This window comes from Pseudomonas sp. FSO-7 (genome assembly GCF_059579345.1).
The window spans coordinates 5,768,967-5,794,933 of the sequence record NZ_CM184193.1 but is presented as its reverse complement, the minus strand read 5'-3'; the positions used below and the strand labels follow the sequence as shown (position 1 = coordinate 5,794,933).

The window sequence follows — 25,967 nt, the reverse complement described above, 5'->3', positions numbered from 1 at the left end:
AGGCCGTTACGCCATGACAGACGAAGTAAAGGCGCCAAAAATCGAATTTCCCTGCGCGGATTACCCCATCAAGGTAATCGGCGACACCGGTGTGGGTTTCAAGGACAAGATCATCGCGATCCTTGAAAAACATGCCACCGTTGACCACAAGACCCTGGCCGAGCGCCAGAGTACCAACGGCAAGTACACGACGATCCAGTTGCACATCATTGCCACCGGTCAGGAACAGCTCTACGACATCAACAGCGAGCTGCGAGCGACCGGTTTCGTGCACATGGTGTTGTGATGCCGGGCACGCTGGGCTTTCGCGAGCTGGGCACGATGGCTTACGAGCCGGTCTGGCATGCCATGCAACGCTTCACCAACGAACGCGGCACCACCGCCGACGATGAAGTCTGGCTGGTGGAACATCCGCCGGTGTTCACCCAGGGCCAGGCCGGCAAGGCCGAGCACCTGTTGCTGCCGGGGGATATCCCGGTGGTGAAGGTCGACCGAGGCGGGCAGGTGACCTACCATGGCCCTGGCCAACTGGTCGCCTACCTGTTGCTGGATGTGCGCAAGCTGGGGTTTGGCGTGCGCGAGCTGGTCACCCGCATGGAGACGTGCCTGATCGAGCTGCTGGCCAGCTACGGGGTGACGGCGGCGGCCAAGCCGGATGCGCCGGGTGTCTACGTCGATGGGGCGAAAATCGCCTCCCTGGGTTTGCGGATCCGCCACGGCTGTTCGTTTCATGGCCTGGCGTTGAACGTGGACATGGACCTGGCGCCATTCCGACGGATTAATCCCTGTGGCTACGCGGGACTGGCGATGACCCAGTTGAGCGAACACGCAGGATCGATTGAATTTGCCGAGGTAAGTGCCCGGCTGCGCGCGCAGCTCGTCAAACACCTCGACTATGCTGAGCAGACGACCCTCACGGGCGGAATCGACTGATATGACTACTGATGCAGTGCAAACCATGATCCCGACGCTGGACGTCACCGAGCGTCCGGCCCCGCGTGCCAAGGTAGAGGCCGGCGTCAAGCTGCGCGGCGCCGAGAAGGTTGCACGCATCCCGGTCAAGATCATCCCCACCACCGAACTGCCGAAGAAACCCGACTGGATCCGCGTGCGCATCCCGGTTTCCCCGGAAGTCGACCGCATCAAGGCCCTGCTGCGCAAGCACAAGCTGCACAGCGTCTGCGAGGAAGCCTCCTGCCCGAACCTGGGCGAATGCTTCTCCGGCGGCACCGCCACGTTCATGATCATGGGCGACATCTGCACCCGTCGCTGCCCGTTCTGTGACGTCGGCCACGGCCGTCCGAAGCCCTTGGACACCAACGAGCCGGAAAGCCTGGCCATCGCCATCGCCGACCTGAAGCTCAAGTACGTGGTCATCACTTCGGTGGACCGTGACGACCTGCGTGACGGCGGTGCCCAGCACTTTGCCGACTGCATCCGCGAGATCCGCAAGCTGTCGCCGAACGTACAGTTGGAAACCCTGGTGCCCGATTACCGTGGCCGCATGGACATCGCCCTGGAAATCACCGCCGCCGAGCCGCCGGATGTGTTCAACCACAACCTGGAAACCGTGCCGCGCCTGTACAAGGCCGCGCGGCCGGGGTCGGATTACCAGTGGTCGCTGACCTTGCTGCAGCGCTTCAAGCAGATGATGCCGCACATTCCGACCAAGTCTGGCTTGATGCTGGGCCTGGGTGAGACGGATGAGGAAGTTATCGAGGTCATGAAGCGGATGCGTGAGCATGACATCGATATGCTGACCTTGGGGCAGTACTTGCAGCCTTCGCGTAGTCACCTGCCGGTGCAGCGTTTTGTGCATCCGGATACCTTTGCCTGGTTTGCTGAGGAAGGGTACAAGATGGGGTTCAAGAACGTGGCTTCGGGGCCGTTGGTGCGGTCTTCGTATCATGCGGATGAGCAGGCGAAACTGGTTAAGGCTGAGTTGCTGGGGTCCTGATTTAAGGTTGGGATTTTGTGGGTTGGTGGGGTGGTGTATCCGGGGGCGGTGTGTATATCCGTTGCTGCGGTAACGGCCACTTAGGGTTCCGCTCTTACAGCGGGTCACTTTTGAAGAGCCCGGAAGCCGGCCCAGTCAAAAGTAACCAAAACGCTTTTGCCCCACCACTCGGTGCCTCGCTAGGGCTCGGCATGCCTTCACTCCGGCATTGGTTCGTGGGCCGCCGCGAAGGGCCATCCATGGCCCAGCGCGGCTAACCCGGCATCCATGCCGGGTTGCCCACGAACCAATGCCTGCGTTCAGCCATCGTGGTTAACGGGGCGCCCGAGATCAACGTCCACCGCGAGGCGGCCTGATAGCTGACCTGGTTCTTGGTGAGACCGCATTTCTCCTGTGGGAGCGGGCTTGCTCGCGAAGGCGGTGGGTCAGTCTGCAGTGATGTTGGATGTGCCGACCTCATCGCGAGCAAGCTCGCTCCCACAGGGGGGTTAGGTGCACGTGAATTCTGTATTCGCTGAAGATCCAGTGTGGGAGCGAGCTTGCTCGCGATAGCGGTGGCTCAGCCACATAGATGCTGAATATGCCACCGCTCTTGCTTTGCTTTTGCTTTTGCTTTTGCTTTGCTTTGCTTTGCTTTGCTTTGCTTTGCTTTGCTTTGGATCTTGATCTTGATCTGGGCGCCCCGTTAAACCACGCTGGCCGAACGCAGGCATTGCGCAGTGGGCATCCCGGCATGGATGCCGGGATAGCCGCGCTGGGCCATGGATGGCCCTTCGCGGCGGGCCCACGGAGCAATGCCGGAGTGAGGGCATGCCGAGCCTGAGCGAGGCACCGAGTGGTGGGGCAAAGCGTTTTTGGTTACTTTTGGCGCTCTTCCAAAAGTGACCCGCTGTAAGAGCGGAACCGCCAGCCGCCGTTACAAAAAAAACGGATATACACACGATCAAAAAAGCCGGGAACCCAATGGCCCTAACCCCACACCACCCCGTCCCAGCACTCCCGAAAGAAGGCATGATCGGAGTGATCGCCCCCGCCGGCCCCGCCCCCCTGGACACGGAAAAAGCCATCCAATGGATGCGCGCCCGGGGTCATGAGCTGCGAATATTCCCAGGCGTCTACGAAAAGGACAACTACCTGGCCGGCAGCGACGAAATACGCCTGAACGACCTGCACGCCGCCTTCGCCGACCCAGAAGTCAAAACCATCATCTGCCTACGCGGCGGCTACGGCACCCCCCGCCTGCTGGATCGCATCGACTTCGACCTCCTACGACGCAACCCCAAACCATTCGTAGGTTACAGCGACATCACCGCCCTGCACCTGGCCATCAGCCGCTACGCAGGCTTCGTGACCTTCCACGGGCCACTGCTCAACGCCGATCTGCTGGGCGACAAGGAACCCCCAACCGTCACCTCGTTTTTCAGCCTGCTGCGTGGGCAATTGAAAGCCGGCAGCATGTTGAATCACCCCGCAGCCTACCCATTGACCACCGTCGAGCCGGGCATTGCCCACGGACGTCTGCTGGGCGGCAACCTGTCGATCATTGCCGCGACCATGGGCACGCCTTATCAGATCGACGCCGAAGGAGTGATCCTGTTCATCGAAGACGTCAACGAGCCGCTGTATCGCATCGACCGGCTGCTGACCCAGCTACGCTTGGCCGGCACGTTGCACAAACTTCGTGGCGTGTTGGTGGGGGATGTGGCCGGGGTCGACGTCGAGGCGTTGAACCACTTGCTCAAGCAGACCTTCGAACCGTTGCGTATCCCGGTGCTGTCCGGCTGGCGCAGTGGGCATTGCGATCCGAACCTGACCTTGCCCATGGGGGCGTTGGTGACGCTGGATGCGGGGGAGAAGCGGTTGGTGTTGGAGCAGGATGTGGTGGTCAGTCGCTAGTCATGTAGCGTCTTCAGATCAGTCATCGCGAGCAAGCTCGCTCCCACAGGTTGACCGGGAACACCTGTGGGAGCGAGCTTGCTCGCGATGGCGGTAGCCGCCATACGGCAATTCAGCGGCTACGCAACGCCTCCAGCAACTGGTGCGTCGGATACCCATCCGCCGGCCAGCCGAACGACTGCTGGGCACTGCGGATGGCCTTGCGGGTGTTGGCGCCGATGATGCCGTCGGGGTTGCCCGCGTCGTAGTTGTGCTTGCCCAGCAGCGTTTGCAGTTCGATGCGTTCGCTGCGGCTCAGGGGCAGGTCTTCCTTGGGCCACTGGCCGTAGACCAGCCCGCCATCGGTAAAGCGCTTTGACAACAGCCCGACCGCCAAGGCATAGGACGACGAGTTGTTGTACTTGAGGATGGCGCGGAAGTTATCGAAGATCAGGAACGCCGGGCCGCGATGGCCGGCCGGCAGGAGCAGGGCCGCCGATAGCTGCCTGTCCTCGGGGGCGATCGGCAAGCCGCCATATTCCGAAACGCCCAGCCGCAGCCATTCGGAGACGGGCTTGCGGATCGTGCCATCGGCCAGTGTGTAGTCGAAGCCTTCTGCGAGATCGACCTCGAAGCCCCACGGTTGGCCACGTTGCCAGCCGGAGCTTTGCAGGTAATGCGCGGTCGAGGCCAGGGCATCGGTAGAACTGCCCCAGATGTCGCGGCGGCCGTCGCCATCGAAATCCACCGCGTGGGTGTTGTACGTGGTGGGAATGAACTGGGTCTGGCCCATGGCGCCGGCCCAGGAGCCGAGCATTTTTTCCGGTGTGATATCGCCCTGTTGCAGGATTTGCAGTGCGGCGATCAATTGCGCATGGGCAAATCCCGGGCGTCGTCCTTCATAGGCCAGGGTCGCCAGGGAGTTGATCACCGATTTGCTGCCCTGGAACTGGCCGAAGTTGCTCTCCATGCCCCACACCGCCACCAGCGCCTCGCGATCGACGCCATAACGCTGCTCGATGCTTTGCAGGACCTGGGCGTTCTGTTGGATCAGGCTCTTGCCTTTGTTGACCCGCAGTGGCGACAGCGCGCCATCGAGGTATTCCCACACGGGGCGGGTGAATTCCGGTTGGCTGCGGTCGGCCTTGATCACGCTCATGTCCGGGCTGACACCGATAAACGCGCGGTCGAACAAATCGGCGCGGATCCCGGCGGCCAGGGCTTCCTTGCGGAACCCGGCCTGCCATTGCGCGAAGGTCTGGGTCGGCGCAATGGCCAGGTCATCACCGGTGGGCACCACAGGCGGCACGATGGCCGGCGCGGTCACGGCGGGAACGGTCTGGAGCGGTTGGGCGTCGGCGGCGGTAGGTTTTTCGGCGCAGGCGACAAGCAGGACAACGCTTGCGGCAAGAATCATTTGGCGCAGTGGCCAACGATGGGAAAGACAGAAGGGCATGCACGGGTCCAGAAATACAAATCAGGTGCTGACCTTAACATGCGAAAGGGGCGTAGGGCTTGTCCGAGTGTTTCAAGCGGCCAGAAAGCAAGAAGCCTCCCAGTTGTCAGACTGGAAGGCTTCGCGGCGGTAGCTGCCTTTGCCCTTGGCGGGTCGTTCCTGGCGGCTGCGGAACAGGGGCTGGGCGACGATGGACTTGGCCTTGTTGGGGCCATGCCTGGATGGCTTCTTGCTCATGATGGGATCTCTCGTGGGGGTGGTTTTTGCGGGGCAAATCATGGGACAGAGTTGGGTAGTTGTCCAGTCCCTGCATGGCGTAGGAAATTTCAAGAGTGGCGAGGGAAAGTGTGGCTGGAACGCTGTTGTGGCGAGGGAGCTTGCTCCCGCTGGGCTGCGCAGCAGCCCCGAGAGAGCTGAATGCATTTTGCCTGACACACCGAGTCAAATGATTTTTGGACTGCTGCGCAGTCCAGCAAGAGCAAGCTCCCTCGCCACAGGTACTGTGTTATTCAGCGGGCAAAGGGAGTCGCTGCCCAGCCATCAACAGCGACAACCGGCTGAGGCTCATCCACGGCGAGCCGGCGGCCTGGCCCTTGATCTGTGCATCGATGCGCTGGGCCTCGAGCAGCAATTGCGCCCAGCGCGATGCGGAGTAGCGTTGCAGGGCCTTGCTCATCAGGGGTTTGCGCTTGTCCCAGACGGGCGGGCGGGCCTGGCTGAAGGCTTTGTCCAACGGTACGCCCTGGCTGTATTGCAGGGAAAGGTTGGCCAGCAGGCGCAACTCCCGGGCCAGGGCCCAGAGGATCACCGGTGGCTCGACGCCTTCGCCCCGCAGGCCTTCGAGCATGCGCAGGGCATGGGCGGCTTCACCGTTGAGGATCGCATCGGTCAGCCCGAAGACATCGAAGCGCGCACTGTCGGCCACGGCGGCCTGCACCGTTTCCACGGTGATCTGCCCGCCCTCGGCCATCAGCTTGAGCTTTTCGATTTCCTGGGCGGCGGCCAACAGGTTGCCTTCGACCCGGGCGGCAATCAGCTCCACCGCGTCCTGGCTGGCCGAGAGGCCGGCCTGGGACAGGCGTTGGCGGATCCAGCTGGGCAACTGGCTGACATCCACCGGCCAGATCTGCACGAACTGGGTCTGCTGGCCTTCGACCAGGGCCTTGCCCCATTTGGTCTTCTGCGCGCTGCCGTCGAGTTTCGGCAAGCTGATGAGCAGCACCGTGTCCTCGGCCGGGCGTGAGCAATATTCGATCAGCGCGGCGGCGCCCTTGTCCCCGGGTTTGCCGGAGGGCAGGCGCAGTTCCAGCAGGCGTTTTTCGGCGAACAACGACATGCTCGCCCCGGCCTGTAGCAGCGTGCCCCAGTCGAAACTGGCGTCGGCGGCGAAGACCTGGCGCTCGTCGAAACCTTGCTGGCGGGCGGCGGAGCGGATGGCGTCGGCGGCTTCCTGGCACAGCAGCGGGTCATCGCCACTGATGATGTAGACCGGCGCGAGGGCGCCTTGCAGGTGTTTGCCGAGTTGGGCGGGAGCGAGCTTCATAAGAGAAAGCGAGCGGGGCGCCGGAGCGCCCCGCAAGGCTTATTCAGCCGGGATCTGCATCGGCGACTGCTGCGGGGTTTCCGCTTCAGCCTTGCGTGCCGCTTCCAGCGCATCGGCTTCGGCCTTGGCGCGGGCGTCGGCGGTCTGTTGCAACTGGTCCAGTTGGGTCGGGCTCAACTGTTGCAGGCGCAACATCATGCGCTGTACGAGTTCACGACGCATTTCGCCGCGCACTTCGATGGACTCCTGGTCGGAGCCGGTGATGTTGTTGCCATCGTGCAGGTAGACCTTTTGCACCTGGAGCTTGTCGTCCAGCAGCGACAGGTTGTTGTGGCCGCGGATCTCATAGCTCAGCACGGTGGTCAGCTCGTATTCGGCCGAACGACCGGCACCGGCATAGCTCAGGCTGCGCTGGCTTTGTTGTTCCCCGGCCAGCACCAGCTTGTACGGCGCACCGCTGTAGACCTTGACGCCACTGTTCTCCAGGGTCTGGCGCAGCATTTTCACGGTTTCGCCATAGGCGTCCCGTGCGCTGAGGTCCAGTTCCTTGATCGCCAGCTCGGTGGTGCCGGTGCCGCGCAGTTGGAAGCCGCAGGCGCTCAACAGGACCGCCAGGCCCACTACCAGCAGATTACGTTTGATCATCTTGTTGCTCCCCTTGAACCCTATGGGGGTCGACCATGCGACCCCGCAGGTTGTATTCGGCGCCAGGCTCGAGCCTGACGCCCGATCCAATTAGCTTGCGACGATGTTGACCAGCTTGCCGGGCACGACGATCACTTTGCGGATCGTCAGGCCATCGACAAAGCGCAGCACGTTTTCATTGGCCCGCGCAGCGGCTTCGATTTCTTCACGCGTGGCGGCGGCCGGCATTTCGATATGGCCGCGCAGCTTGCCGTTGACCTGGATGACCAGGGTCAGGCTGTCCTGCACCAGCGCGGTTTCGTCCACCACCGGCCAGCGAGCGTCAATCACCGGGTCGGCGTGACCCAGTTGATTCCACAGCTCGTGGCTGATGTGCGGAGTGATTGGTGCCAGCAGCAGCGTCACGGCTTCCAGGCCTTCGTGAATCAGTGCGCGATCCTGCTCGGTGCCTTGCGCGGCTTTTTCCAGTACGTTCATCAGCGTCATCACCTGGGCGATGGCGGTGTTGAATTTGTGGTTCTGGCCGACGTCATGGCTGGCCTGCTTGATGGCCAGGTGAATCGAGCGACGAACGGCTTTCTGCTCGTCATTCAGGCCGGCGACGTCCAGTGTGCCCGGAAGGCCTTGGGTGACGTGGGCTTGGGCCAGGCGCCAGACGCGCTTGAGGAAACGGTGCGAGCCTTCGACACCCGAGTCGGACCATTCCGCGCTCATGTCAGGCGGCGAGGCGAACATCATGAACAGGCGGCAGGTGTCCGCGCCGAACTGGTCGATCATCGACTGTGGGTCGACGCCGTTGTTCTTCGACTTGGCCATTTTCTCGGTGCCGCCGATTTCCACCGGCAGGCCGTCGGCGATCAGCTTGGCGCTGATGACCTTGGCTTTGCTGTCGCGTTCGAGCTCGACGTCGCTCGGGTTGAACCAGGTGTAGGCACCGTTGGCTTCGCGACGATAGTAAGTCTCGGCGATCACCATGCCTTGGGTCAGCAGGTTCTTGAACGGCTCGTTGGAACTCACCAGGCCTTCGTCACGCATCAGCTTGTGGAAGAAACGCGCGTAGAGCAGGTGGAGAATGGCGTGTTCGATGCCGCCGATGTACTGGTCCACCGGCAACCAGTGGTCGGCCGCGGATTTTTCCACCAGGCCGCCTTCATAGTGCGGCGAGGCGTAGCGGGCGTAGTACCAGGAGGACTCGACGAAGGTGTCCATGGTGTCGGTTTCACGCTTGGCCGGTGCGCCGCATTTCGGGCAACTGCACTCGTAGAACTCGGGCATGCGTGCCAGGGGCGAGCCAGCGCCGTCGGGTACGACGTCTTCCGGCAGGACCACCGGCAGTTGGTCTTCCGGCACCGGTACGTCACCGCAAGTGTCGCAATGCACGATCGGGATCGGGCAGCCCCAGTAGCGCTGACGGCTGATGCCCCAGTCCCGCAGGCGGAACTGGGTGCGCGAGGCGCCGAGGTTCTTCTTGATCAGGGCGACTTCGATGGCATCGAACGCACCGGCGAAATCCAGGCCGTTGAACTCGCCGGAGTTGATCAGTTCGCCGTGTTCGCCATAGGCGTCCAGCCAAGGGGCCGGGGTCTGGTCGCCGGCGCTGGTGCGCACGACCGGTTTGACCGGCAGGTTGTACTTGTGGGCGAATTCGAAATCACGCTCGTCGTGGGCGGGCACGGCCATGACCGCGCCGTCGCCGTAGTGCATCAGCACATAGTTGGCGACCCACACCGGCAGTTTTTCGCCGGTGAGCGGGTGCTCGACGAACAACGACGTCGGCAGGCCTTTCTTCTCTTGAGTGGCGACGTCGGCTTCGGCGACGCTGCCGCCCTTGCATTCGGCGATGAACGCCTGCAGCTCAGGGTTGTTCTGTGCCGCCAGGGTGGCCAGCGGATGCTCGGCGGCCACCGCCACATAGGTGGCGCCCATCAGCGTGTCCGGGCGGGTGGTGAAGACTTTCAGGGTGCCGGCTTCGCCTATGGAGGCGACGTCGTAGGGGAATTGCACTTCCATGCCCCGGGACTTGCCGATCCAGTTGCGCTGCATGGTCTTGACCTGCTCGGGCCAGCCGGTCAGCTCGTCGAGACTCTCCAGGAGTTCATCCGCGTAGGCGGTGATCTTGAAGTAATACATCGGGATCTCGCGCTTTTCGATCAGCGCGCCGGAGCGCCAGCCGCGGCCGTCGATCACTTGTTCGTTGGCCAGTACGGTCTGGTCCACCGGGTCCCAGTTCACGGTGCCGTTCTTGCGGTAGATCACGCCTTTTTCAAACAGGCGGGTGAACAGCCATTGTTCCCAGCGGTAGTAGTCGGGCTTGCAGGTGGTCACTTCGCGGGACCAGTCCACCGCCAGGCCCAGGCTGCGCAGCTGGGTCTTCATGTAGGCGATGTTTTCGTAGGTCCACTTGGCGGGGGCCACGTTGTTCTTCATCGCGGCGTTTTCCGCCGGCATGCCGAAGGCGTCCCAACCCATGGGTTGCAGGACGTTCTTGCCTTGCATGCGCTGGTAGCGGGAGATCACGTCGCCGATGGTGTAGTTGCGCACATGCCCCATGTGTAGCTTGCCGCTGGGGTAAGGGAACATCGACAGGCAGTAGTAAGTCTCCTTGCCTGGCTGTTCACTGACTTCAAAGGACTTTTGCTCGTCCCAGAACGACTGGGCGGCGGCTTCGATTTCACGGGGCTGGTAGTGTTCGTGCATGGCTACTTTTGTACTGAATGGGGTGGCCCAATCCTCTTCGTGGCCATGCTGGACGCAGACGACGCCGAATGCGGCGTTTTCGATGCCCAGGCAAGCTGGAAGTGGAGTTACAGGAAGCGCCGTAGCATACATGACCGCGCTCTACCGAGGGAAACCCTGATTGCGTGCTGGCCACCGACGACCGCTGGCGAAGACCCGTGTTCAGGGCCGTTGGTCGCGGCGCCCTGCCGGTTTGCCCAGCGAAGCTAAGCTTCTCAATGGGGAGTGAGTCTTATCTTCAATGAGGTGAGGGATGGTTGAATCACAACGAAAAGTCGCTACACCTGAGTTGTATGAAAAACTGATCGATCGTCTCGGGGTGGCCCTGGACGCTGCAAGAACCGCCGGTCGCTTGCGCAATGAACCTCCGGCAGAGCTGGAACTGCGAGGTTTGAGCCCCGCGGAGTTCGAACTGGTCAAGGCTTATCTCGAACAGGTCGGACATCAAGCCCCCACCAGTGGGGCCCAGGTACTCAAGCGTCTCGATGCGCCCCGTTCGGCCAAGGTTGTATGGCTCAAGGACCGGACGCCCGACAAGGATGCAGTAAAGGTCCGGTCACTGCAGTTCAAGTAACGCCGGATTCACGCGTGTCGCTTTTTTTGATTCAGGGTTTTTTCGAATCTGTTGTCGCTTTGCGTCAACCCACCTAGGCTTCGGGCATCTATGGAGATGCCCGATGCCGTTTCGCTATTTCATCAAACAACTGTTATTGCCACCCGGCATTCTTTTGCTGCTGTTGGCGCTTGCCTGGTGGTGGCGCCATTCACGGCCACGCCTGGCCCGCCTGTGTTTCGCCGTGGGCCTGGGCGGCTTCTGGCTGATGAGCCTGCCGGTGGTGGTGCAGTGGAGCGCGAAGGCCTTGGAGCGCGAACCGCCGCTGCTGCGCAGTGAGTGGGCGACCCTGGCCCAGCGTGCCGACGCCATCGTGGTGCTGGGTTCCGGTCGCGAGCGCGGTGACCCGGCCTGGGGCTCCGATCAGCCCACTGGTGTGGGCCTGGAGCGCCAGCGTTATGCGGCGCGACTGGCCAAGGCTTCGGGCTTGCCCGTGCTGACCTCCGGCGGCTTGCATTACGACACCCCGCCCAGCGAGGCCAGGCTGATGGCCGACTCGCTGCGTGAGGATTTTGGCGTCGACGTGCGCTGGCAGGAGGAGCGCAGCCGTACGACCTGGGAAAATGCCCAGTTGAGCGCCGCGATCCTGCTGCCGGAGGGCGTCAAGCGAGTCGTGGTGGTGACCCAGGCCTGGCACATGCCACGGGCGGTCTGGAGTTTCGAGCGCGCGGGATTGGAAGTGGTGCCGGCGCCTGTCGGTTTCCTGGGGCCGGACAACGCCCGGCCACTGGGCGGCTGGATGCCGGAGTTCAAGTCGATCTGGCAGTCCGGGCAGTTGATGAATGAGGCGGTGGGGCAGGTGGGGTATTGGTTGTTCTATCGCTGAAACACTGCGCGGAGTGAGGTGATTGCTGTTGTGGCGTGGGCGCTTGCTCCCGCTGGATTGCGACGCAGGCCTTGTTTTTGGGGCCGCTGCGCGCCCCAGCGGGAGCAAGCTCCCTCGCCACAGGGTGTTTCATTCACATGGGGACGGGTCAAACGGTTTTAGCCATCCGTCCCGCCATCAACGCCCAGCCCAGCAACAACACGCACAGAATGATCAGCGGCCACGAGCGCCATTGCAGGTACGGCGTCAGGTCGTGCATCGGCACCACCTCGCCGTAGAGAATGCCGCGTTCGAATTGCGGGATCTGTGCGGTGATTTGGCCGAAGGGGTTGATCAGGCCGGTTACGCCGTTGTTGGTCGCACGGATCATCCAGCGACCGGCTTCCAGGGCGCGCATCTGGGCCATTTGCAGGTGTTGCAGCGGGCCGATCGAGGTGCCGAACCAGGTGTCGTTGCTGATGGTCAGCAGCAGGTCGCTACGCGCCGAGAGGCTGGCGGCGAATTCCGGGTAGACCACTTCATAGCAGATGAACGGGGCGATCTGGTAACCCTTGGCTTGCAGCAGCGGTTGGTCGGCCGGGCCCCGGGCGAAGTCCGACATGGGCAGGTCGAAGAAGGCGATCAGGCCACGCAGGATGTCCTGTAGCGGCACGTATTCGCCAAACGGCACGAGTTTTTGCTTCAGGTAGGTACCGTCACCTTCGCCGGTCACGGTGATGCCGTTGTAGTAACGCTTCTCGTGGCGCACCAGTTGCCGAATCGGCACGCCGGTAATCAGCGCCGACTGCCGCTCGGCGGCGAAAGTGCCCATCATGTCCAGGTAGCCCTGGGCGGACTCCTTGAGCACCGGCACCGCGGTTTCCGGCCAGATCAGCAGGTCGACGCGCTTGGAGGCGAAGCTCATGTCGCGGTACAGCGCCAACTGCGCGTTGAGCTGCTCGGGGTCCCACTTCATGCTTTGTTCGATGTTGCCCTGGATCGCCGCGACGCTCAGCGGGTCGCCCGAAGGGCTGGTCCAGGCGTGGCCCTTGAGAGCCATGCCGGCCCCCCATGGGCCGATCAACAGCAGCACGCCCGCGGCAATAAAGCCCTTGCGCCCGGTGCGGATCAACCGCGGCGCGTTGTACAGCAGCGCGGCGGTCAGGGCCAGGGTGAAGGAGATCAGCCACATCCCGCCCAACGGCGCAAGGCCGGCCAGGGGGCCGTCGAGCTGGCTGTAACCGGAATACAGCCATGGGAACCCGGTGAGGAACCAACCACGAAACGCCTCCTGGCCCAACCACAGTGCGGCGAACGCCAGGGCATCGGCCAGTGGCGCCTCGTTGCGGCGCAGCCAGCGCGCCCACAGCCAGGCGGGCAGGGCGAAGAACCAGGCGATGGCAGCGATGAACAGCAACATCAACAACCCGGCGAGCAGCACCGAGGCGCCGCCGAAGTTATGGATGCTGACGTAGATCCAACTGGTGCCGGCGCCAAACAGGCCGAAACCGAAACACCAGCCACGGCCCAGGGCCTGGCGCGGCGAAAGCTCGCGCAGCCCGGCATAGAACAAGCCGACCGCCAGCAATGCCAGCGGCCAGATATCGAACGGCGCCAAGGCCAGGGTGGTGATCGCACCGGCCGCCACGGCCAGCAGGTTACCGGGCCAGCCGGGGCGGGTTATCCAGCGCATGTGTGTCCTTAGCGGGTCTCGCAGGGGTTATCGGCCAATGGGTGACAGGCGCAGCAGGTGGATCCGGCGGCTGTCGGCATTGAGGATGCGGAAGCGCCAGGAGCCGATTTCCGTGGTTTCGTTGCGCTTGGGCAGGTGCCCGAAAGCACTCATCACCAGGCCGCCGACGGTGTCGAATTCATCGTCGGAGAATTGGCTGTCGAAGAATTCGTTGAAGTTCTCGATAGGCGTCAGGGCCTTGATCAGAAAGTCACCGCTGGGCAGCGGCTTGATGTAGCTGTCTTCCTCGACGTCATGCTCGTCCTCGATGTCGCCGACGATCTGTTCGAGCACGTCTTCGATGGTGACCAGGCCGGCCACGCCGCCGTATTCGTCGATGACGATGGCCATGTGGTTGTGGTTGGCGCGAAATTCGCGCAGCAGCACGTTCAGGCGCTTGGACTCGGGCACGAAGGTGGCCGGGCGCAGCAGGTCCTTGATGTTGAAGCTGTCGCCGTTCTCCTGAAGGATCAGCGGCAACAGGTCCTTGGCCAGCAGCACGCCCATGACGTCGTCATGGCTCTCGCCAACGACCGGGTAGCGCGAATGAGCGGAGTCGACCACGGCGGGCAGGAATTCACGCGGGGTCTGGGTCGCCTTGATGCTGACCATTTGCGAGCGCGGCACCATGATGTCCCGCACTTGCAGGTCAGCAACCTGGATGGCGCCTTCGACGATGGCCAGCGCTTCGCTGTCCAGCAGTTTGTTCTGGTGTGCATCGCGCAGCAGCTCCAGCAGCTCCTGGCGGTTTTTCGGCTCATGGGCAAAAGCCTGGGTGAGCTTGCCCAGCCATGACTTCTGCCCGTTGCTCGATCGATCTTCGCTCATAGCGATTACTCTGAATCCTTTGTCGTTACAGGTTGATGTATCAGTGTTCGTCGCCGGCGTAGGGGTCGGGATGACCCAGCTCTGCAAGCAACGTTCGTTCCAGTGCTTCCATTTCTTCGGCTTCGTCGTCTTCTATATGGTCGTAACCCAGGAGATGCAAGCAGCCGTGAATCACCAGATGGGCCCAGTGGGCCTCAGGGGTCTTGTCTTGTTCCGCCGCTTCGCGCTCCACCACCGGGACGCAGATCACCAGGTCCCCCAGCAGCGGGATGTCGAGCAGGTCGTCGGGAACGTCGGCGGGGAACGACAGCACGTTGGTGGCGTAGTCCTTCTGCCGCCAGGTGTGGTTCAGTTCGCGGCCTTCGGGCTCGTCCACCAGGCGGATCGTCAGCTCCGAGTCGGCGCTGCGCTGGCGCAGGGCCAGTTCGCACCATTGGCGGAACTGGGCCTCGCTGGGGGCGGCGTGTTCACAGGCCACTTGCAGGTCGAGTTCAAGCATTGCGGCCATTGCCTTGGCTGTCGGCCGACTCTTGCTCGGCGCGATGCTCGAAACGCTCGTAGGCTTCGACAATGCGCTGTACCAACGGATGACGCACGACGTCCTTGGGCATGAAGTGCGTGAAGCTGATGCCCGGCACGTCCTTGAGCACCTGGATCACATGGTTCAGCCCGGACTTGGTGCCACGGGGCAGGTCGACCTGGGTGATGTCCCCGGTGATGACGGCGGTGGAGCCGAAGCCGATCCGGGTCAGGAACATTTTCATCTGCTCGACCGTGGTGTTCTGGCTTTCGTCGAGGATGATGAAGCTGTTGTTCAGGGTCCGACCGCGCATGTAGGCCAGCGGCGCGACTTCGATGACCTGGCGCTCGATCAGCTTGGCGACGTATTCGAAGCCGAGCATTTCATACAGTGCGTCATAGAGCGGGCGCAGGTACGGGTCGATCTTCTGGGCCAGGTCGCCGGGCAGGAAGCCGAGTTTTTCACCCGCTTCGACCGCCGGTCGCACCAGCAGGATGCGGCGTACCTGTTCACGCTCCAGCGCATCGACGGCGCAGGCCACGGCCAGGTAGGTCTTGCCGGTACCGGCCGGGCCGATGCCGAAGTTGATGTCGTTGCCCAGGATTTCCTTCACGTAGCGCTGCTGATTCAAGCCGCGAGGGCGAATCATGCCTTTTTTCGTGCGCAGGGCCACGGCAGGTTCCGACGGGGCGTGGTTGTCGAGTTCTTCGACAGCCGATTCCTGCAGGAACAGGTGGACCGTATCCGGCGACAGCTCGCTCCCCTTGGTTTCCCGGTAGAGACGGCGCAGCAGGTTTTCCGCGGAGGTGGTGTGCTTGGGTTCGCCGATCAGCTCGAACTGGTTTCCGCGATTGCGGATCTCGATGGCCAGGCGCTGTTCGATCAAGCGCAGGTGCTCGTCGAATTGCCCGCACAGATTGGCGAAGCGGCGAGCCTCAAAGGGCTCGAGAATAAAGCGATGTGGTTCGATGGGTGCGTTCAAGGTCGTTTTTAGCCGCCCAGGGGCAATTAAGGTGAAATCAAGGATAACGCCAGTAGGCTGGGTGCGAAAGCTCTTAAACAGGCGAATCTGATCACAGGGTTGGCACGATTCACTGTGGGAGCGAGCTTGCTCGTGATGGGGGCCTCACATTCAACCTAAGTATTGACTGTCATGCCGCTATCGCGAGCAAGCTCGCTCCCACAGGAAGTGCGGGGTCACTGGATCAGCGAACCCCGCAGGGAGTGCGGTTGCGCGGCGTCGATGTGCACGTCGGCGAACTGCCCGATCAGGGCCGGGGTGTCGCAACGGAAATTGACGATGCGGTTGTTTTCGGTGCGCCCTTGCAGCTCGCCGGGGTCTTTTTTCGAATAATCGGTCACCAGAATCCGCTGGACGGAGCCGACCATCTGTCGGCTGATCTCGAAACCTTGCTGGTTGAGGCGATGCTGCAAGGCGTTGAGCCGTTCTTTTTTCAGTTCTTCCGGGGTGTCGTCCGCCAGGTCGGCCGCCGGGGTTCCAGGGCGCTGGCTGTAGACGAAGGAATAGGAAAAGTCGAAGCCTACGTCTTCGATCAGCTTCATGGTCTGCTGGAAGTCTTTCTCGGTTTCGCCGGGGAAGCCGACGATAAAGTCCGAGCTGATGCAGATGCCCGGCACTGCCGCACGCAACTTGCGCAGCTTGGATTTGTATTCCAGCGCCGTGTGGTTGCGCTTCATGGCCGCGAGGATCCGATCGGAGCCCGATTGCACCGGCAGGTGCAGGTGCTTGACCAGCTCGGGGACCTCGGCGTGGGCCTGGATCAGGCTGTCGGAGAACTCCAGCGGGTGCGAGGTGGTGTAGCGGATGCGGTCGATGCCGTCCACCGCCGCCACCACGCGGATCAGCTCGGCGAGGTCCGCCAGGCGGCCGTCATGGGTCAGGCCGCGATAGCCGTTGACGTTCTGCCCCAGCAGGGTCACTTCGCGCACGCCGTTTTCCGCCAGGTGGATGATCTCGGCGATCACGTCGTCGAACGGTCGGCTGACTTCTTCGCCGCGGGTATAGGGCACCACGCAGAACGTGCAGTACTTGCTGCAGCCTTCCATTACCGACACATAGGCACTTGGGCCGTCGATGCGCGGTTCGGGCAGGTGGTCGAATTTTTCGATTTCGGGGAACGAGACGTCCACTTGCGGCAGTTTGGTCGCGCGCGCGGCGTCGATCATCTCCGGCAGGCGGTGCAGGGTCTGCGGGCCGAAGACCACGTCTACGTACGGGGCGCGATCACGAATGGCCGCGCCTTCCTGGCTGGCCACGCAACCGCCCACGGCGATGACCATTTCCGGGTTGGCCAGCTTCAGTTCGCGCCAGCGGCCGAGCTGGGAATACACCCGGTCCTGGGCGCGTTCGCGAATAGAGCAGGTATTGAGCAGGATCACGTCCGCGTCTTCGGCGCGGGCGGTGACTTCCAGGGCCTGGTGTTCACCCAGCAGATCGACCATGCGCGAGCTGTCGTACTCGTTCATCTGGCAACCGTGGGTTTCGATGTAAAGCTTCTTGGCCATGGACGGGTTCATCACGTGATTCAAAGAACCGCGCATTATAGGGAACAAGTCCCCCGGTTCCTACCGCTGTGCGAGCAGTGGCTATGCTATAGTTCGCGCCCTCATTTTTTACCCGCCGATGTGTTTCGCCAGCCATGACCAAACGTGAAGCTCCAATCTACAAGGTGATTTTCCTCAACCAGGGCCAGGTGTTCGAAATGTACGCCAAGCAGATCTATCAAAGTGATCTGTGGGGCTTCCTGGAAGTGGAAGAGTTCGTCTTTGGCGAGCGCACGCAAGTGGTCGTCGATCCGAGCGAAGAAAAGCTCAAGGCGCAGTTCGAAGGCGTGGTGCGCAGCTTCGTGCCGATGCATTCGATCGTGCGCATCGACGAAGTCGAACGCCTGGGCACGCCGAAAATCAGCGAAGCCCGCGGCGCGGTCGGCAACGTGATGCCGTTTCCGATGCCGATGCCTGAGAAATAAGGTTCAGGACTCTGATTGTTCCTGAAGAGCCTTTGTGGCGAGGGAGCTTGCTCCCGCTGGGCTGCGCAGCGGCCCTAAGATTTCTGGGAGCGCTTCGCACTCCAGCGGGAGCAAGCTCCCTCGCCACAATAAGCTCCCAGCCGCAAGGCTGCGGTGGGTTCAGGGAAGCGGCGAGAAAGGCGTACGCCCGTCGGCGTTCTGCAATTCCATCAGGTATTTGCGAAAGATCTGGCCCAGCACCTGGGTCGCCACTTCCAGCTCGTCGCGGGGCATTTTCTCGGCGACTTCGTCGGCGGTGTCCAGGGCTTCTTCGGCGCCGTTGACCGCGGCCATCTTCAAGACGATGTAGGCCTGGACGTTGTTGGCCGGCACGCCTTCGCCATGGAAGAACATGCCGCCGAGCTTGAATTGCGCTTGGGCATGGCCTTGCAGCGAGGCTTTTTCGAAGTAGTTGAGGGCTTGCTTGAGGTCGCGGGGTGCAGCCTTGCCTTCGTAGTAGAACTCGCCCAACTCGTATTGCGCTTGCGCATCACCTGCGTCCGCCGCTTTTTGACAGGCGTCGAGTGCCGGTGCGAGATCTTGTGGCTGGGTGTTGAGCGTGCAACGGCCCAGCGCCGGGATCAACAACGAGTTGCCGCCTGCCTGTGCATTCGCCAGCAGCGGCTGAAGGAGCAACAGGCAGCCCAAGGCAAGGGTGCGGCCGGTGCGGTTCATGGGAATCGACTTACCTCTGAGGGGCGCGCGGACCCTCGGGGGATCCAATAAGCGCGCATTATGAAATAAGCGGGGCCATCCTTACAAAGTCTTTACTCGTTTTTCTGCTGCGCGGGAATGCTAATAGCAGCTTCGGGCATAAATACGTAGGAAAAGGGCGGGGGGTTGTCAGCAATCACTGACGCCGGCCTCAGCCAGCGTCAGTTATCCACAGGCTTATTTCAGCGCCGCGAAGGCCCGCTCGGCTGCATCGAGGGTGATCTTCAGCTCGGTCTCGCCATGGGCGATGGAGGTGAAGCCGGCTTCGAACGCACTCGGGGCCAGGTACACGCCGCCGTCGAGCATCAGGTGGAAGAAGCGTTTGAACCGGTCGGCATCGCTGGCCATGACGTCTTCGAAGGTGACGATGTCATCGGCGCCACTGAAATACAGGCCGAACATGCCGCCGGCCTGGGTGGTCACGAAGGGGATGCCCGCCGCATCGGCGCGGATCTGCAGGCCGTCGAGCAGGCGGGTGGTGTAGTCGGTCAGCTCGGCGTGGAAGCCCGGGCGGCTGATCAGGCGCAGGGTGGTCAGGCCGGCGGCCATGGCCAATGGGTTGCCCGACAGCGTGCCGGCCTGGTAGACCGGGCCCAGCGGCGCGATGCATTCCATGATCTCGCGCTTGCCGCCGAAGCAGCCCACCGGCATGCCGCCGCCGATGATCTTGCCGAAGGTGCTCAGGTCCGGCGTGACACCGTAATGGGCCTGGGCGCCGCCGAGGGCTACGCGGAAACCGGTCATCACTTCATCGAAAATCAATACCACGTCATGCTGGTCGCACAGGCTGCGCAGGCCTTCGAGGAAACCCGGCGCGGGCGGCACGCAGTTCATGTTGCCAGCCACCGGCTCGACGATGATGCAGGCCACTTCCTGGCCGACTTCGCCGAGCATTTTCTCGACTTCTTCGAGGTCGTTGAACGGCAGGGTCAGGGTGTGCTTGGCGAATGCCGCCGGTACGCCGGCCGAACTCGGCACGCCCTGCGTCAGTGCGCCGGAACCGGCCTTGACCAGCAGGCTGTCGGAGTGGCCGTGGTAGCAGCCTTCGAACTTGATGATGCTGTCGCGACCGGTGTAGCCCCGCGCCAGGCGGATCGCACTCATGGTCGCCTCGGTGCCGGAGCTGACCATGCGCACCATTTCCATCGACGGCACGATCGAGCAGACCAGGTCGGCCATCTCGGTTTCCATCGCGGTCGGGGCGCCGTAGGACAGGCCGTGGACCAATTGCTTGCGCACCGCATCCAGCACGTCCGGATGGCTGTGGCCGAGGATCATCGGGCCCCAGGAACCGACATAGTCCACATAGCGCTTGTCGTCTTCGTCGGTGACGTACGCGCCTTCGGCGTGCTTGAAGAACAGCGGGGTGCCGCCGACGCTCTTGAACGCACGAACGGGCGAGTTCACGCCGCCGGGGATGTGTTTCTGGGCGTTGGCAAACAGGGTTTCGGAACGGGACATGGTTGGGCTCTCGAAAACGGAAAATGGACTATTTGATCTGCAGCAGCGCGTTGAAGGCGCGGGCGCGGCGCGTCACTTCAGCGCTGCTGTCGGCGCCGAACAGGCCGTGGACCACCGCCAGCAGGTCGACCCCGTGGGCCACCAGCGGGGCGGCGTTCTCCAGGGTGATGCCGCCGATGGCGCACACCGGAATATGCAGTTTGATGCGCGCCTGTTCGAGCAGTTCAAGGTTGGCGCTGGGGGCGCCGGGCTTGGTATTGGAGTTGAAGAAGCGCCCGAACGCGACATAACTGGCGCCTTCGCTGGCGGCCTGTTCGGCCAGTGCCAGGCTGGCATGGCAGGTGGCGCCGACGATCGCCTTGTGCCCGAGCAGTGCCCGCACCGGCGCCAGCGGGCCATCGGTCTGGCCCAGGTGCACACCGACGCCCAGGCGCGCGGCCAGTTCGGCGTCGTCGTTGATGATCAACTGGGTCTTGTAGCGCTCGCACAGGTTGCGCAGGGCTTCGGCTTCCCGCAGGCGGCGGGCCTCGTCGCTGCTTTTGTCGCGGTATTGCAGCAGGGTCACGCCACCTTCCAGCGCCGCTTCTACATAAGCGAGGAACTTGCCGGCCAGCAGTTGGCTATCGGTGATGGCGTAAAGGCCACGTAATTTCATTCCACAGGCCTCCGGTGCTACGAGCAGAAATCCAGCGGCAGGCGACGCGGCACGAACTGGCCTTTGCCCAGTTGTTCGGCATCGCGCAAGGTGCGCCAGGTGTAATCCAGCGCCGTCTTGACGGCGCTGGCGAGCTGTTCGCCCTGGGCCAGCCGACCGGCCAGGGCGCTGGCCAGGGTGCAGCCGGAACCGTGGTAGCTGCCAGGCAAGCGCTGGCAGGTAAAGGTTTCGCGGCGGCCGTCGCGGCTGTACAGGCGATTATGGACTTCATGTTCGTCGCCGTGACCACCGGTGATCAACAGGTGTTTGACGAAGGGCAGCAGTTTTTCCGCGCACTCGTCGGCGCTGCCCTCGGGCAGTTCGGCGAGGATGCGTGCTTCAGGCAGGTTGGGGGTGGCGATGATTGCCAGGGGCAGCAGGCGTTCGCGCATGGCGTAGCCGACCTCATCCTTGCCCAGGCGCCCACCGCCGCCGGCACGCAGTACCGGGTCGCAGACCATCGGCAGATGCGGGTGGGCCTGGAGCAGTTCGACCACCGTGTCGACCATTTCCAGCGAGCCGAGCATCCCCAGCTTGACCGCCGCCACCTGCGAATCGTTGAGCACGGCATTGGCCTGCGCCAGCACCCACTCGCGATCGAGCACACGGAAATCGCTGACGTTGACGGTGTCTTGCACGGTCAATGCGGTAACGGCGGGGGCGGCATGGCAACCCTGGGCAAGCAGGGCTTCGATATCTGCCTGCAAACCGGCGCCACCACTGGGATCGTGGCCGGAGAGACAGAGGACAACGGGGCGAGAGCTGTAGATATTCATGGTGCGCGAGCTTACCACCAAACCTGTTTTATCGGTGCTCGGACGCTGAGGGTTTTGTATTGAGTGGCTTGCTGGCGGGGGCTTTTGTGGCGAGAGAGCTTGCTCCCGCTGGGCTGCGAAGCGGCCCCGGTTTTTGGGAGCGCTACGCACTCCAGCGGGAGCAAGCTCCCTCGCCACTATTGGTCCGCCGGTTATCGACCTGACCAAAGCAACAGCTCTATCTCAATGCTTTGCTCTGAAACGCCTGTTCTAGAGCCTTCTGCAGGAAAGATTTCAATGGTGCAAATTGGCCATCAACGGCTATGCTAGAGATGGATCCAACACATAACAGGTAATGCCGGTTTTACGTCTACTCAGGGAATGGGGGGCTTCCTGACTCAACCGGACAGGCCACGCTGGGGCTTCAATGCGCTATTTGCTGATGTTACTGCTGTGCTTGCCCCCTCTGGCAAGTGCCCTGGAATTCGATGAATTCACCCAAAGCCTGCCCTTGGGCCATGCCTTGCAAGTGTTCGAAGATGCGAGCGGTACGGCCACCCTGGATGAGGTCCTGGCCCAGTCCGCAGCGGGTGCTTTCAAGCCCCACGACAAAGCCACGCTGAACGCCGGTTACTCGCGATCAGCCTTCTGGCTGAAAATCGACCTGCACTATCGCCCCGGCAATCCGGACGCCCAGCGCACCTGGCTGCTGGAGCTGGCGTACCCGCCGCTGGACCACCTCGACTTGTACCTGCCCGACGCGGCGGGGGCCTATCGCCTGGTTCGCCAGACCGGTGACGCGTTGCCGTTCGCCAGCCGCGAGATCCACCAGAACAACTACCTGTTCAGCCTGGCGTTCAAACCCGAGCAACAGCAGACCCTCTACCTGCGCCTGCAAAGCCAGGGTTCGATCCAGGCGCCGTTGACGCTGTGGTCGAGCACCGCGTACCTCGAGCAACAGCCGGTGCGCCTGTATGTGCTGGGCATCATCTATGGCGTGCTGCTGGGGATGCTGGTGTACAACCTGTTCATCTACCTGAGCGTGCGCGATACCAGCTACCTCTATTACATCTTCTATATTGCCTCGTTCGGCCTGTACCAGTTGTCGGTCAACGGTGCCGCCGTGGAGTACTTCTGGCCGGACAACCCCTGGTGGGCCAACGCCGCGACGCCGTTCTTCATCGGCTGCGCGGGCCTGTTCGGCAGCCAGTTCGCCCGCAGCTTCCTGCAAACCGCCCAGCATGGCCGCTGGATGGACCGCATGCTGCTGGCACTGATCGGCTACAGCGCCGTGGTCATCGGCCTGTCGCTGATGACCAGCTATGCCCTGGCCCTGCGCCTGGCAACGGCGTTGGCGCTGGTGTTCACGGTGGCGATCTTTGCAGCAGGGTTGTTCGCCTGGTGGCGTGGCCTGCGGGTGGCGCGTTATTTCATCATCGCCTGGTCGGCGTTTCTGCTGGGGGGCATCATCAATACCTTGATGGTGTTGGGTTACCTGCCTAACGTCTTCCTGACCATGTACGCCAGCCAGATCGGCTCGGCCATCGAAGTGGCGCTGTTGTCCCTGGCCCTGGCCGACCGCATCAATGCCATGCGCGAGCAGCAGGCCCAGACCCTGCTGGATGCCGGGCAGAAACTCGAAGTGCTCAACCAGCAACTGGCCCACGGCAACAAGCTCAAGGATGAATTCCTCGCCACCCTGACCCATGAACTGCGCACGCCGATGAATGGGGTGATCGGTTCCCTGGAGTTGATGGAAACCGTCGAGATGGACGAGGAACTGACCCAGTATCAACAGACCGCCGCCGGGTCTGCACGGGACATGATGCGCATGGTCAATGGCATCCTCACCCTCACCGAGTTGCAGGCCGGCAAGCTCAAGGTCTATCCGGCACCGTTCAGCCTGCGTGGAGTGGTCGATGCGCTGCAGGTGCAGTTCGACGCCAATGCCGCGGCCAAGGGCCTGGATTTCAAGGTCGACGTGGCCCCGGGCCTGGCGGACCGGTTGCTCGGCGACAGCGGCAAACTGGCCCAGTGCCTGGAATGCTTGCTGGACAACGCTATCAAGTTCACCCGGGTGGGCGGCCTGGCGCTGCGTGTCAGCGGTCGGGCGACGGCGCTCGACCGGTTGGCGTTGTCCTTTGCCGTCATCGACACCGGGATCGGCTTTACCGACTTGGGGGAAGCGACCTTGTACCAGCGTTTCTTCCAGCTCGACGGCTCGATGACTCGCGAATATGGCGGTCTCGGCGTGGGCCTGGCCATCTGTCGGCAACTGGTGGAACTGTTGGGCGGGCGCCTGACCCACACCTCCGAGCCCGGTCGTGGCAGTCGTTTCCAGTTGGACGTGGAGTTTGACGTGGCTTTGCCGGCTGCGGTCCCGACGCCGTTTTCCTTCGGTAGCCGCCAGGGCTCGCGCCAACCCCAGGATTGCACGGTGCTGCTGGCGGATGACAACAACATCGATCAGTTGGTCATGCGTGGCATGTTGCTCAAGTTGGGGTATCGGGTGCGCACCGCCGACAGTGGCCGCGCCGCGCTGGATCTGCTGCACGGCGAGCGCTTTGACGCGGTGCTGCTCGATTGCCAGTCGTCGCCGCTGGACGGTGTGTCGGTCTGCTGCCAGATTCGCTCGTTGTCCGGCTGCGAAGAATTGCCGGTGCTGGTGGTCAGCCCGAACCTGGGGCAGGAGCGCTGCCCGTCGGGCGCGCTGATCGACTACCTGAGCAAACCGGTGAAATTCGAAGCGTTGCAGGCCACGCTCCAGCGCCGGGTGCTGTGTCCGAGGCAGGGTGAAAGCGCCGATATTTAGGCGTATATGACACTTTGTTCGGCCTGGAGGCGGTGCTTAACTGAATCCCTGGCCGATCGAGGAGCCCCGTCATGAACCTGCACCAGTTCGCTGAAACCCACGACGTCACCAATCAGCCGCCGTCCCTGGATGGCGCCAACCTGTACCGCATCGACCTGCCGCTGCAACAGTGGTCGCAACGCTTTGGGGCCGGTTGGGCGCAGGCGCGGATCGATGCGTACGGGGCGTTGGCCGGCGGGCCGTTGATGGAAGCGGGCTTCCTGGCCAACCAGAACAAACCGGTGTTCTCCAGTCATGACCGCTACGGCCATCGTATCGACCTGGTGGAATTTCATCCCGCCTATCACCAGTTGATGCGGACTGCCGTCGAGCATGGCCTGCCCAGTCTGCCCTGGGCCCATCCACAGCCCGGCGCCCATGTCGCCCGGGCGTCGATGACCTATCTGCACAGCCAGGCCGAAGCCGGCACCGGCTGCCCCCTGACCATGACCTTCGCCAGCGTGCCGGCGCTGCGCCTGCAACCGGACCTGGCCGAGCGCTGGGTGCCGAAGGTGCTCGCCACCGAGTACGACCCGCGCAACGTCGGCATGGCCCACAAGGCCGGGGTGACCCTGGGCATGGCGATGACCGAAAAACAGGGCGGCACCGATGTGCGCGCCAACACCACCAAGGCCTATCCGGTGGGCGCCAGCGGTCCGGGCCAGGCCTATGAGCTGGTGGGGCACAAATGGTTCTGTTCGGCGCCGATGTGCGACGCCTTCCTCACCTTGGCCCAGACCGACAAGGGCCTGACCTGTTTCCTGCTGCCGCGCCATCGCCCCGACGACACGCGCAATCAGTTCTACATCCAGCGCTTGAAGAACAAGCTGGGTAACTGTTCCAACGCCTCCAGCGAAGTCGAGTTCCGTGGCGCACTGGCCTGGATGGTCGGTGAAGAAGGCCGAGGCGTGCCGACGATCATCGAGATGGTGGCCATGACCCGCTTCGATTGCATGGTCGGTTCCAGCGCCCTGATGCGCCAGGCGTTGACCCAGGCCGCTCATCACTGCGCGCATCGCAAGGTCGGCGGCAAGTTGTTGAGTGAGCAGCCGCTGATGCAGAACGTGCTGGCTGACCTGGCGCTGGAAAGTGAGTCCGCCCTGGCCTTGAGCTTGCGCATGGGGCGGGCGTTGGACCATTTGAATGACGAGCACGAGGCCAAGTTCGCCCGGCTGGTGACGGCGGTGGGCAAGTATTGGATCTGCAAACGCGCCCCCGCGATGATCAACGAAGCCGCCGAATGCATGGGCGGCGCCGGCTACGTCGAAGACAGCATCCTGCCGCGCCTGTACCGCGAAGCGCCGGTCAACTCGACGTGGGAAGGCTCCGGTAACGTGCAATGCCTCGATGTGTTGCGCGCCCTGTCCAAGGAGCCCGGTATGCTGGAAGTCTTGTTCAGCGAATTGGGCGACGGCCATGGCGACAAGCGCCTGGCCAGGCACATCCAGCAATTGCACGCAGCTTTCAAGGACACCGACGACATCCAATATCGCGCCCGGCAACTGACCGAAGACATCGCCGTGGGCCTGCAAGCCAAGCTGTTGCTCGAGGCGGGCAACAGTGAGGTCAGCGACGGTTTTATTGCCAGTCGATTGGAGGGAGGAGGGCGGGTCTACGGCACCTTGCCCCGTGGGGTTGATGTGGAGGCGATTGTGGGACGTTCGACCCCGCAGGGGTTCTGACACCCGATTATCCCGATCTGACTGCATAGGGTTGGAGTTTGAACCTTGACGTGACGAGGGAGATTGATAAC

Annotated in this window: 23 protein-coding genes; 9 read left to right on the top strand and 14 right to left on the bottom strand. The window is 62.7% G+C overall.

The window, feature by feature from the left end:
- Nucleotides 1-13: 13 nt before the first annotated feature.
- The 4 genes from AC515T_RS25400 to AC515T_RS25385 all read left to right on the top strand — a co-directional run bounded on the left by AC515T_RS25400 (nt 14) and on the right by AC515T_RS25385 (nt 3,853).
- Nucleotides 14-286 (top strand): DUF493 domain-containing protein, encoded by a 273-nt coding sequence (locus tag AC515T_RS25400; RefSeq protein ID WP_122565047.1) that lies wholly within the window; start codon nt 14-16, stop codon nt 284-286.
- Complete coding sequence (gene lipB / locus AC515T_RS25395; protein WP_003205887.1) at nt 286-933, top strand: lipoyl(octanoyl) transferase LipB; 648 nt, start codon at nt 286-288, stop codon at nt 931-933. The genes AC515T_RS25400 and lipB overlap by 1 nt, the downstream gene beginning before the upstream one ends.
- A gap of 1 nt (nt 934) precedes the next feature.
- On the top strand, nt 935-1,957 hold the full coding sequence (gene lipA / locus AC515T_RS25390) for a lipoyl synthase (RefSeq protein ID WP_014340371.1): 1,023 nt from the start codon (nt 935-937) through the stop codon (nt 1,955-1,957).
- A gap of 963 nt (nt 1,958-2,920) precedes the next feature.
- Entirely contained in the window at nt 2,921-3,853 is a 933-nt protein-coding gene (locus AC515T_RS25385; protein ID WP_496530460.1) for a S66 peptidase family protein, read from the top strand.
- Between the two features lie 112 nt (nt 3,854-3,965).
- On the opposite strand, the gene AC515T_RS25380 is transcribed toward AC515T_RS25385, so the two are convergent.
- From AC515T_RS25380 to leuS, 5 genes are all read right to left on the bottom strand, one after another.
- Entirely contained in the window at nt 3,966-5,288 is a 1,323-nt protein-coding gene (locus AC515T_RS25380; RefSeq protein WP_496530459.1) for a lytic murein transglycosylase, read from the bottom strand.
- 72 nt (nt 5,289-5,360) lie between these two features.
- Nucleotides 5,361-5,525 carry an alternative ribosome rescue factor ArfA gene (arfA, locus tag AC515T_RS25375; protein ID WP_030140368.1) on the bottom strand — a complete coding sequence of 55 codons (165 nt, stop codon included), beginning with the start codon at nt 5,523-5,525 and terminating at the stop codon, nt 5,361-5,363.
- A gap of 268 nt (nt 5,526-5,793) precedes the next feature.
- Nucleotides 5,794-6,831, bottom strand: a complete 1,038-nt coding sequence (gene holA, locus AC515T_RS25370) for a DNA polymerase III subunit delta (protein WP_053125648.1) — start codon at nt 6,829-6,831, stop codon at nt 5,794-5,796.
- A gap of 39 nt (nt 6,832-6,870) precedes the next feature.
- Nucleotides 6,871-7,476, bottom strand: coding sequence for an LPS-assembly lipoprotein LptE (locus tag AC515T_RS25365; RefSeq protein WP_496530458.1), 606 nt, complete (start codon nt 7,474-7,476; stop codon nt 6,871-6,873).
- Nucleotides 7,477-7,566: 90 nt separating this feature from the next.
- The gene (gene leuS, locus AC515T_RS25360; RefSeq protein ID WP_496530457.1) at nt 7,567-10,173 is read right to left on the bottom strand and encodes a leucine--tRNA ligase; all 2,607 of its coding nucleotides are present in this window, start codon (nt 10,171-10,173) and stop codon (nt 7,567-7,569) included.
- 292 nt (nt 10,174-10,465) lie between these two features.
- On the opposite strand from leuS, the gene AC515T_RS25355 reads away from it, so the two are divergent.
- Together AC515T_RS25355 and AC515T_RS25350 are read left to right on the top strand one after the other, a co-directional pair.
- Nucleotides 10,466-10,786, top strand: coding sequence for a hypothetical protein (locus tag AC515T_RS25355; RefSeq protein WP_496530456.1), 321 nt, complete (start codon nt 10,466-10,468; stop codon nt 10,784-10,786).
- A gap of 103 nt (nt 10,787-10,889) precedes the next feature.
- Nucleotides 10,890-11,651 (top strand): YdcF family protein, encoded by a 762-nt coding sequence (locus AC515T_RS25350; RefSeq protein ID WP_496530455.1) that lies wholly within the window; start codon nt 10,890-10,892, stop codon nt 11,649-11,651.
- Between the two features lie 148 nt (nt 11,652-11,799).
- Here AC515T_RS25350 and lnt read toward each other — a convergent pair whose 3' ends face one another.
- From lnt to miaB, 5 genes are all read right to left on the bottom strand, one after another.
- The gene (lnt, locus tag AC515T_RS25345) at nt 11,800-13,323 is read right to left on the bottom strand and encodes an apolipoprotein N-acyltransferase (protein ID WP_496530454.1); all 1,524 of its coding nucleotides are present in this window, start codon (nt 13,321-13,323) and stop codon (nt 11,800-11,802) included.
- Between the two features lie 27 nt (nt 13,324-13,350).
- Nucleotides 13,351-14,190: a CorC family transporter gene (locus tag AC515T_RS25340; protein ID WP_003205870.1), complete on the bottom strand. Its 840-nt coding sequence runs from the start codon at nt 14,188-14,190 to the stop codon at nt 13,351-13,353.
- A 40-nt stretch (nt 14,191-14,230) separates the two neighbouring features.
- Nucleotides 14,231-14,689 (bottom strand): rRNA maturation RNase YbeY, encoded by a 459-nt coding sequence (gene ybeY, locus AC515T_RS25335; protein WP_122565058.1) that lies wholly within the window; start codon nt 14,687-14,689, stop codon nt 14,231-14,233.
- Nucleotides 14,682-15,692, bottom strand: a complete 1,011-nt coding sequence (locus tag AC515T_RS25330) for a PhoH family protein (protein WP_496530453.1) — start codon at nt 15,690-15,692, stop codon at nt 14,682-14,684. The genes ybeY and AC515T_RS25330 overlap by 8 nt, the downstream gene beginning before the upstream one ends.
- 215 nt (nt 15,693-15,907) lie before the next feature.
- A complete protein-coding gene (gene miaB / locus AC515T_RS25325) occupies nt 15,908-17,236 on the bottom strand; it encodes a tRNA (N6-isopentenyl adenosine(37)-C2)-methylthiotransferase MiaB (RefSeq protein ID WP_060740492.1) in 1,329 nt (442 codons plus the stop codon).
- A 134-nt stretch (nt 17,237-17,370) separates the two neighbouring features.
- Here miaB and AC515T_RS25320 point away from each other — a divergent pair, with 134 nt between their 5' ends.
- Nucleotides 17,371-17,700, top strand: coding sequence for a DUF1820 family protein (locus AC515T_RS25320; protein WP_003185742.1), 330 nt, complete (start codon nt 17,371-17,373; stop codon nt 17,698-17,700).
- A gap of 159 nt (nt 17,701-17,859) precedes the next feature.
- On the opposite strand, the gene AC515T_RS25315 is transcribed toward AC515T_RS25320, so the two are convergent.
- The 4 genes from AC515T_RS25315 to AC515T_RS25300 form a co-directional block, all read right to left on the bottom strand.
- Nucleotides 17,860-18,414, bottom strand: coding sequence for a tetratricopeptide repeat protein (locus AC515T_RS25315; protein ID WP_496530452.1), 555 nt, complete (start codon nt 18,412-18,414; stop codon nt 17,860-17,862).
- A 216-nt stretch (nt 18,415-18,630) separates the two neighbouring features.
- The gene (gene hemL, locus AC515T_RS25310; protein ID WP_496530451.1) at nt 18,631-19,914 is read right to left on the bottom strand and encodes a glutamate-1-semialdehyde 2,1-aminomutase; all 1,284 of its coding nucleotides are present in this window, start codon (nt 19,912-19,914) and stop codon (nt 18,631-18,633) included.
- 28 nt (nt 19,915-19,942) lie between these two features.
- Nucleotides 19,943-20,569: a thiamine phosphate synthase gene (thiE, locus tag AC515T_RS25305; protein ID WP_496530450.1), complete on the bottom strand. Its 627-nt coding sequence runs from the start codon at nt 20,567-20,569 to the stop codon at nt 19,943-19,945.
- 17 nt (nt 20,570-20,586) lie between these two features.
- Nucleotides 20,587-21,384 (bottom strand): hydroxymethylpyrimidine/phosphomethylpyrimidine kinase, encoded by a 798-nt coding sequence (locus tag AC515T_RS25300; RefSeq protein WP_092459561.1) that lies wholly within the window; start codon nt 21,382-21,384, stop codon nt 20,587-20,589.
- A gap of 406 nt (nt 21,385-21,790) precedes the next feature.
- Between AC515T_RS25300 and AC515T_RS25295 the strand changes: the two genes are divergently transcribed.
- Both AC515T_RS25295 and AC515T_RS25290 read left to right on the top strand, forming a co-directional pair.
- Nucleotides 21,791-24,175: a 7TM diverse intracellular signaling domain-containing protein gene (locus AC515T_RS25295; protein ID WP_496530449.1), complete on the top strand. Its 2,385-nt coding sequence runs from the start codon at nt 21,791-21,793 to the stop codon at nt 24,173-24,175.
- Between the two features lie 71 nt (nt 24,176-24,246).
- Nucleotides 24,247-25,896, top strand: coding sequence for an acyl-CoA dehydrogenase family protein (locus tag AC515T_RS25290; RefSeq protein ID WP_496530448.1), 1,650 nt, complete (start codon nt 24,247-24,249; stop codon nt 25,894-25,896).
- Nucleotides 25,897-25,967: the final 71 nt, after the last annotated feature.

Bases quoted from the DNA above. Each gene is read 5' to 3' on its own strand.
- AC515T_RS25350 (WP_496530455.1), top strand. From the start codon at position 10,890: ATGCCGTTTCGCTATTTCATCAAACAACTGTTATTGCCACCCGGCATT.
- AC515T_RS25315 (WP_496530452.1), bottom strand. From the start codon at position 18,414: ATGAACCGCACCGGCCGCACCCTTGCCTTGGGCTGCCTGTTGCTCCTT.
- arfA (WP_030140368.1), bottom strand. From the start codon at position 5,525: ATGAGCAAGAAGCCATCCAGGCATGGCCCCAACAAGGCCAAGTCCATC.
- AC515T_RS25400 (WP_122565047.1), top strand. From the start codon at position 14: ATGACAGACGAAGTAAAGGCGCCAAAAATCGAATTTCCCTGCGCGGAT.
- AC515T_RS25295 (WP_496530449.1), top strand. From the start codon at position 21,791: ATGCGCTATTTGCTGATGTTACTGCTGTGCTTGCCCCCTCTGGCAAGT.
- AC515T_RS25355 (WP_496530456.1), top strand. From the start codon at position 10,466: ATGGTTGAATCACAACGAAAAGTCGCTACACCTGAGTTGTATGAAAAA.
- AC515T_RS25365 (WP_496530458.1), bottom strand. From the start codon at position 7,476: ATGATCAAACGTAATCTGCTGGTAGTGGGCCTGGCGGTCCTGTTGAGC.
- thiE (WP_496530450.1), bottom strand. From the start codon at position 20,569: ATGAAATTACGTGGCCTTTACGCCATCACCGATAGCCAACTGCTGGCC.
- AC515T_RS25340 (WP_003205870.1), bottom strand. From the start codon at position 14,190: ATGAGCGAAGATCGATCGAGCAACGGGCAGAAGTCATGGCTGGGCAAG.
- lipA (WP_014340371.1), top strand. From the start codon at position 935: ATGACTACTGATGCAGTGCAAACCATGATCCCGACGCTGGACGTCACC.
- miaB (WP_060740492.1), bottom strand. From the start codon at position 17,236: ATGGCCAAGAAGCTTTACATCGAAACCCACGGTTGCCAGATGAACGAG.
- AC515T_RS25300 (WP_092459561.1), bottom strand. From the start codon at position 21,384: ATGAATATCTACAGCTCTCGCCCCGTTGTCCTCTGTCTCTCCGGCCAC.
- lipB (WP_003205887.1), top strand. From the start codon at position 286: ATGCCGGGCACGCTGGGCTTTCGCGAGCTGGGCACGATGGCTTACGAG.
- AC515T_RS25320 (WP_003185742.1), top strand. From the start codon at position 17,371: ATGACCAAACGTGAAGCTCCAATCTACAAGGTGATTTTCCTCAACCAG.
- leuS (WP_496530457.1), bottom strand. From the start codon at position 10,173: ATGCACGAACACTACCAGCCCCGTGAAATCGAAGCCGCCGCCCAGTCG.
- hemL (WP_496530451.1), bottom strand. From the start codon at position 19,914: ATGTCCCGTTCCGAAACCCTGTTTGCCAACGCCCAGAAACACATCCCC.
- lnt (WP_496530454.1), bottom strand. From the start codon at position 13,323: ATGCGCTGGATAACCCGCCCCGGCTGGCCCGGTAACCTGCTGGCCGTG.
- AC515T_RS25380 (WP_496530459.1), bottom strand. From the start codon at position 5,288: ATGCCCTTCTGTCTTTCCCATCGTTGGCCACTGCGCCAAATGATTCTT.
- ybeY (WP_122565058.1), bottom strand. From the start codon at position 14,689: ATGCTTGAACTCGACCTGCAAGTGGCCTGTGAACACGCCGCCCCCAGC.
- AC515T_RS25290 (WP_496530448.1), top strand. From the start codon at position 24,247: ATGAACCTGCACCAGTTCGCTGAAACCCACGACGTCACCAATCAGCCG.
- holA (WP_053125648.1), bottom strand. From the start codon at position 6,831: ATGAAGCTCGCTCCCGCCCAACTCGGCAAACACCTGCAAGGCGCCCTC.
- AC515T_RS25385 (WP_496530460.1), top strand. From the start codon at position 2,921: ATGGCCCTAACCCCACACCACCCCGTCCCAGCACTCCCGAAAGAAGGC.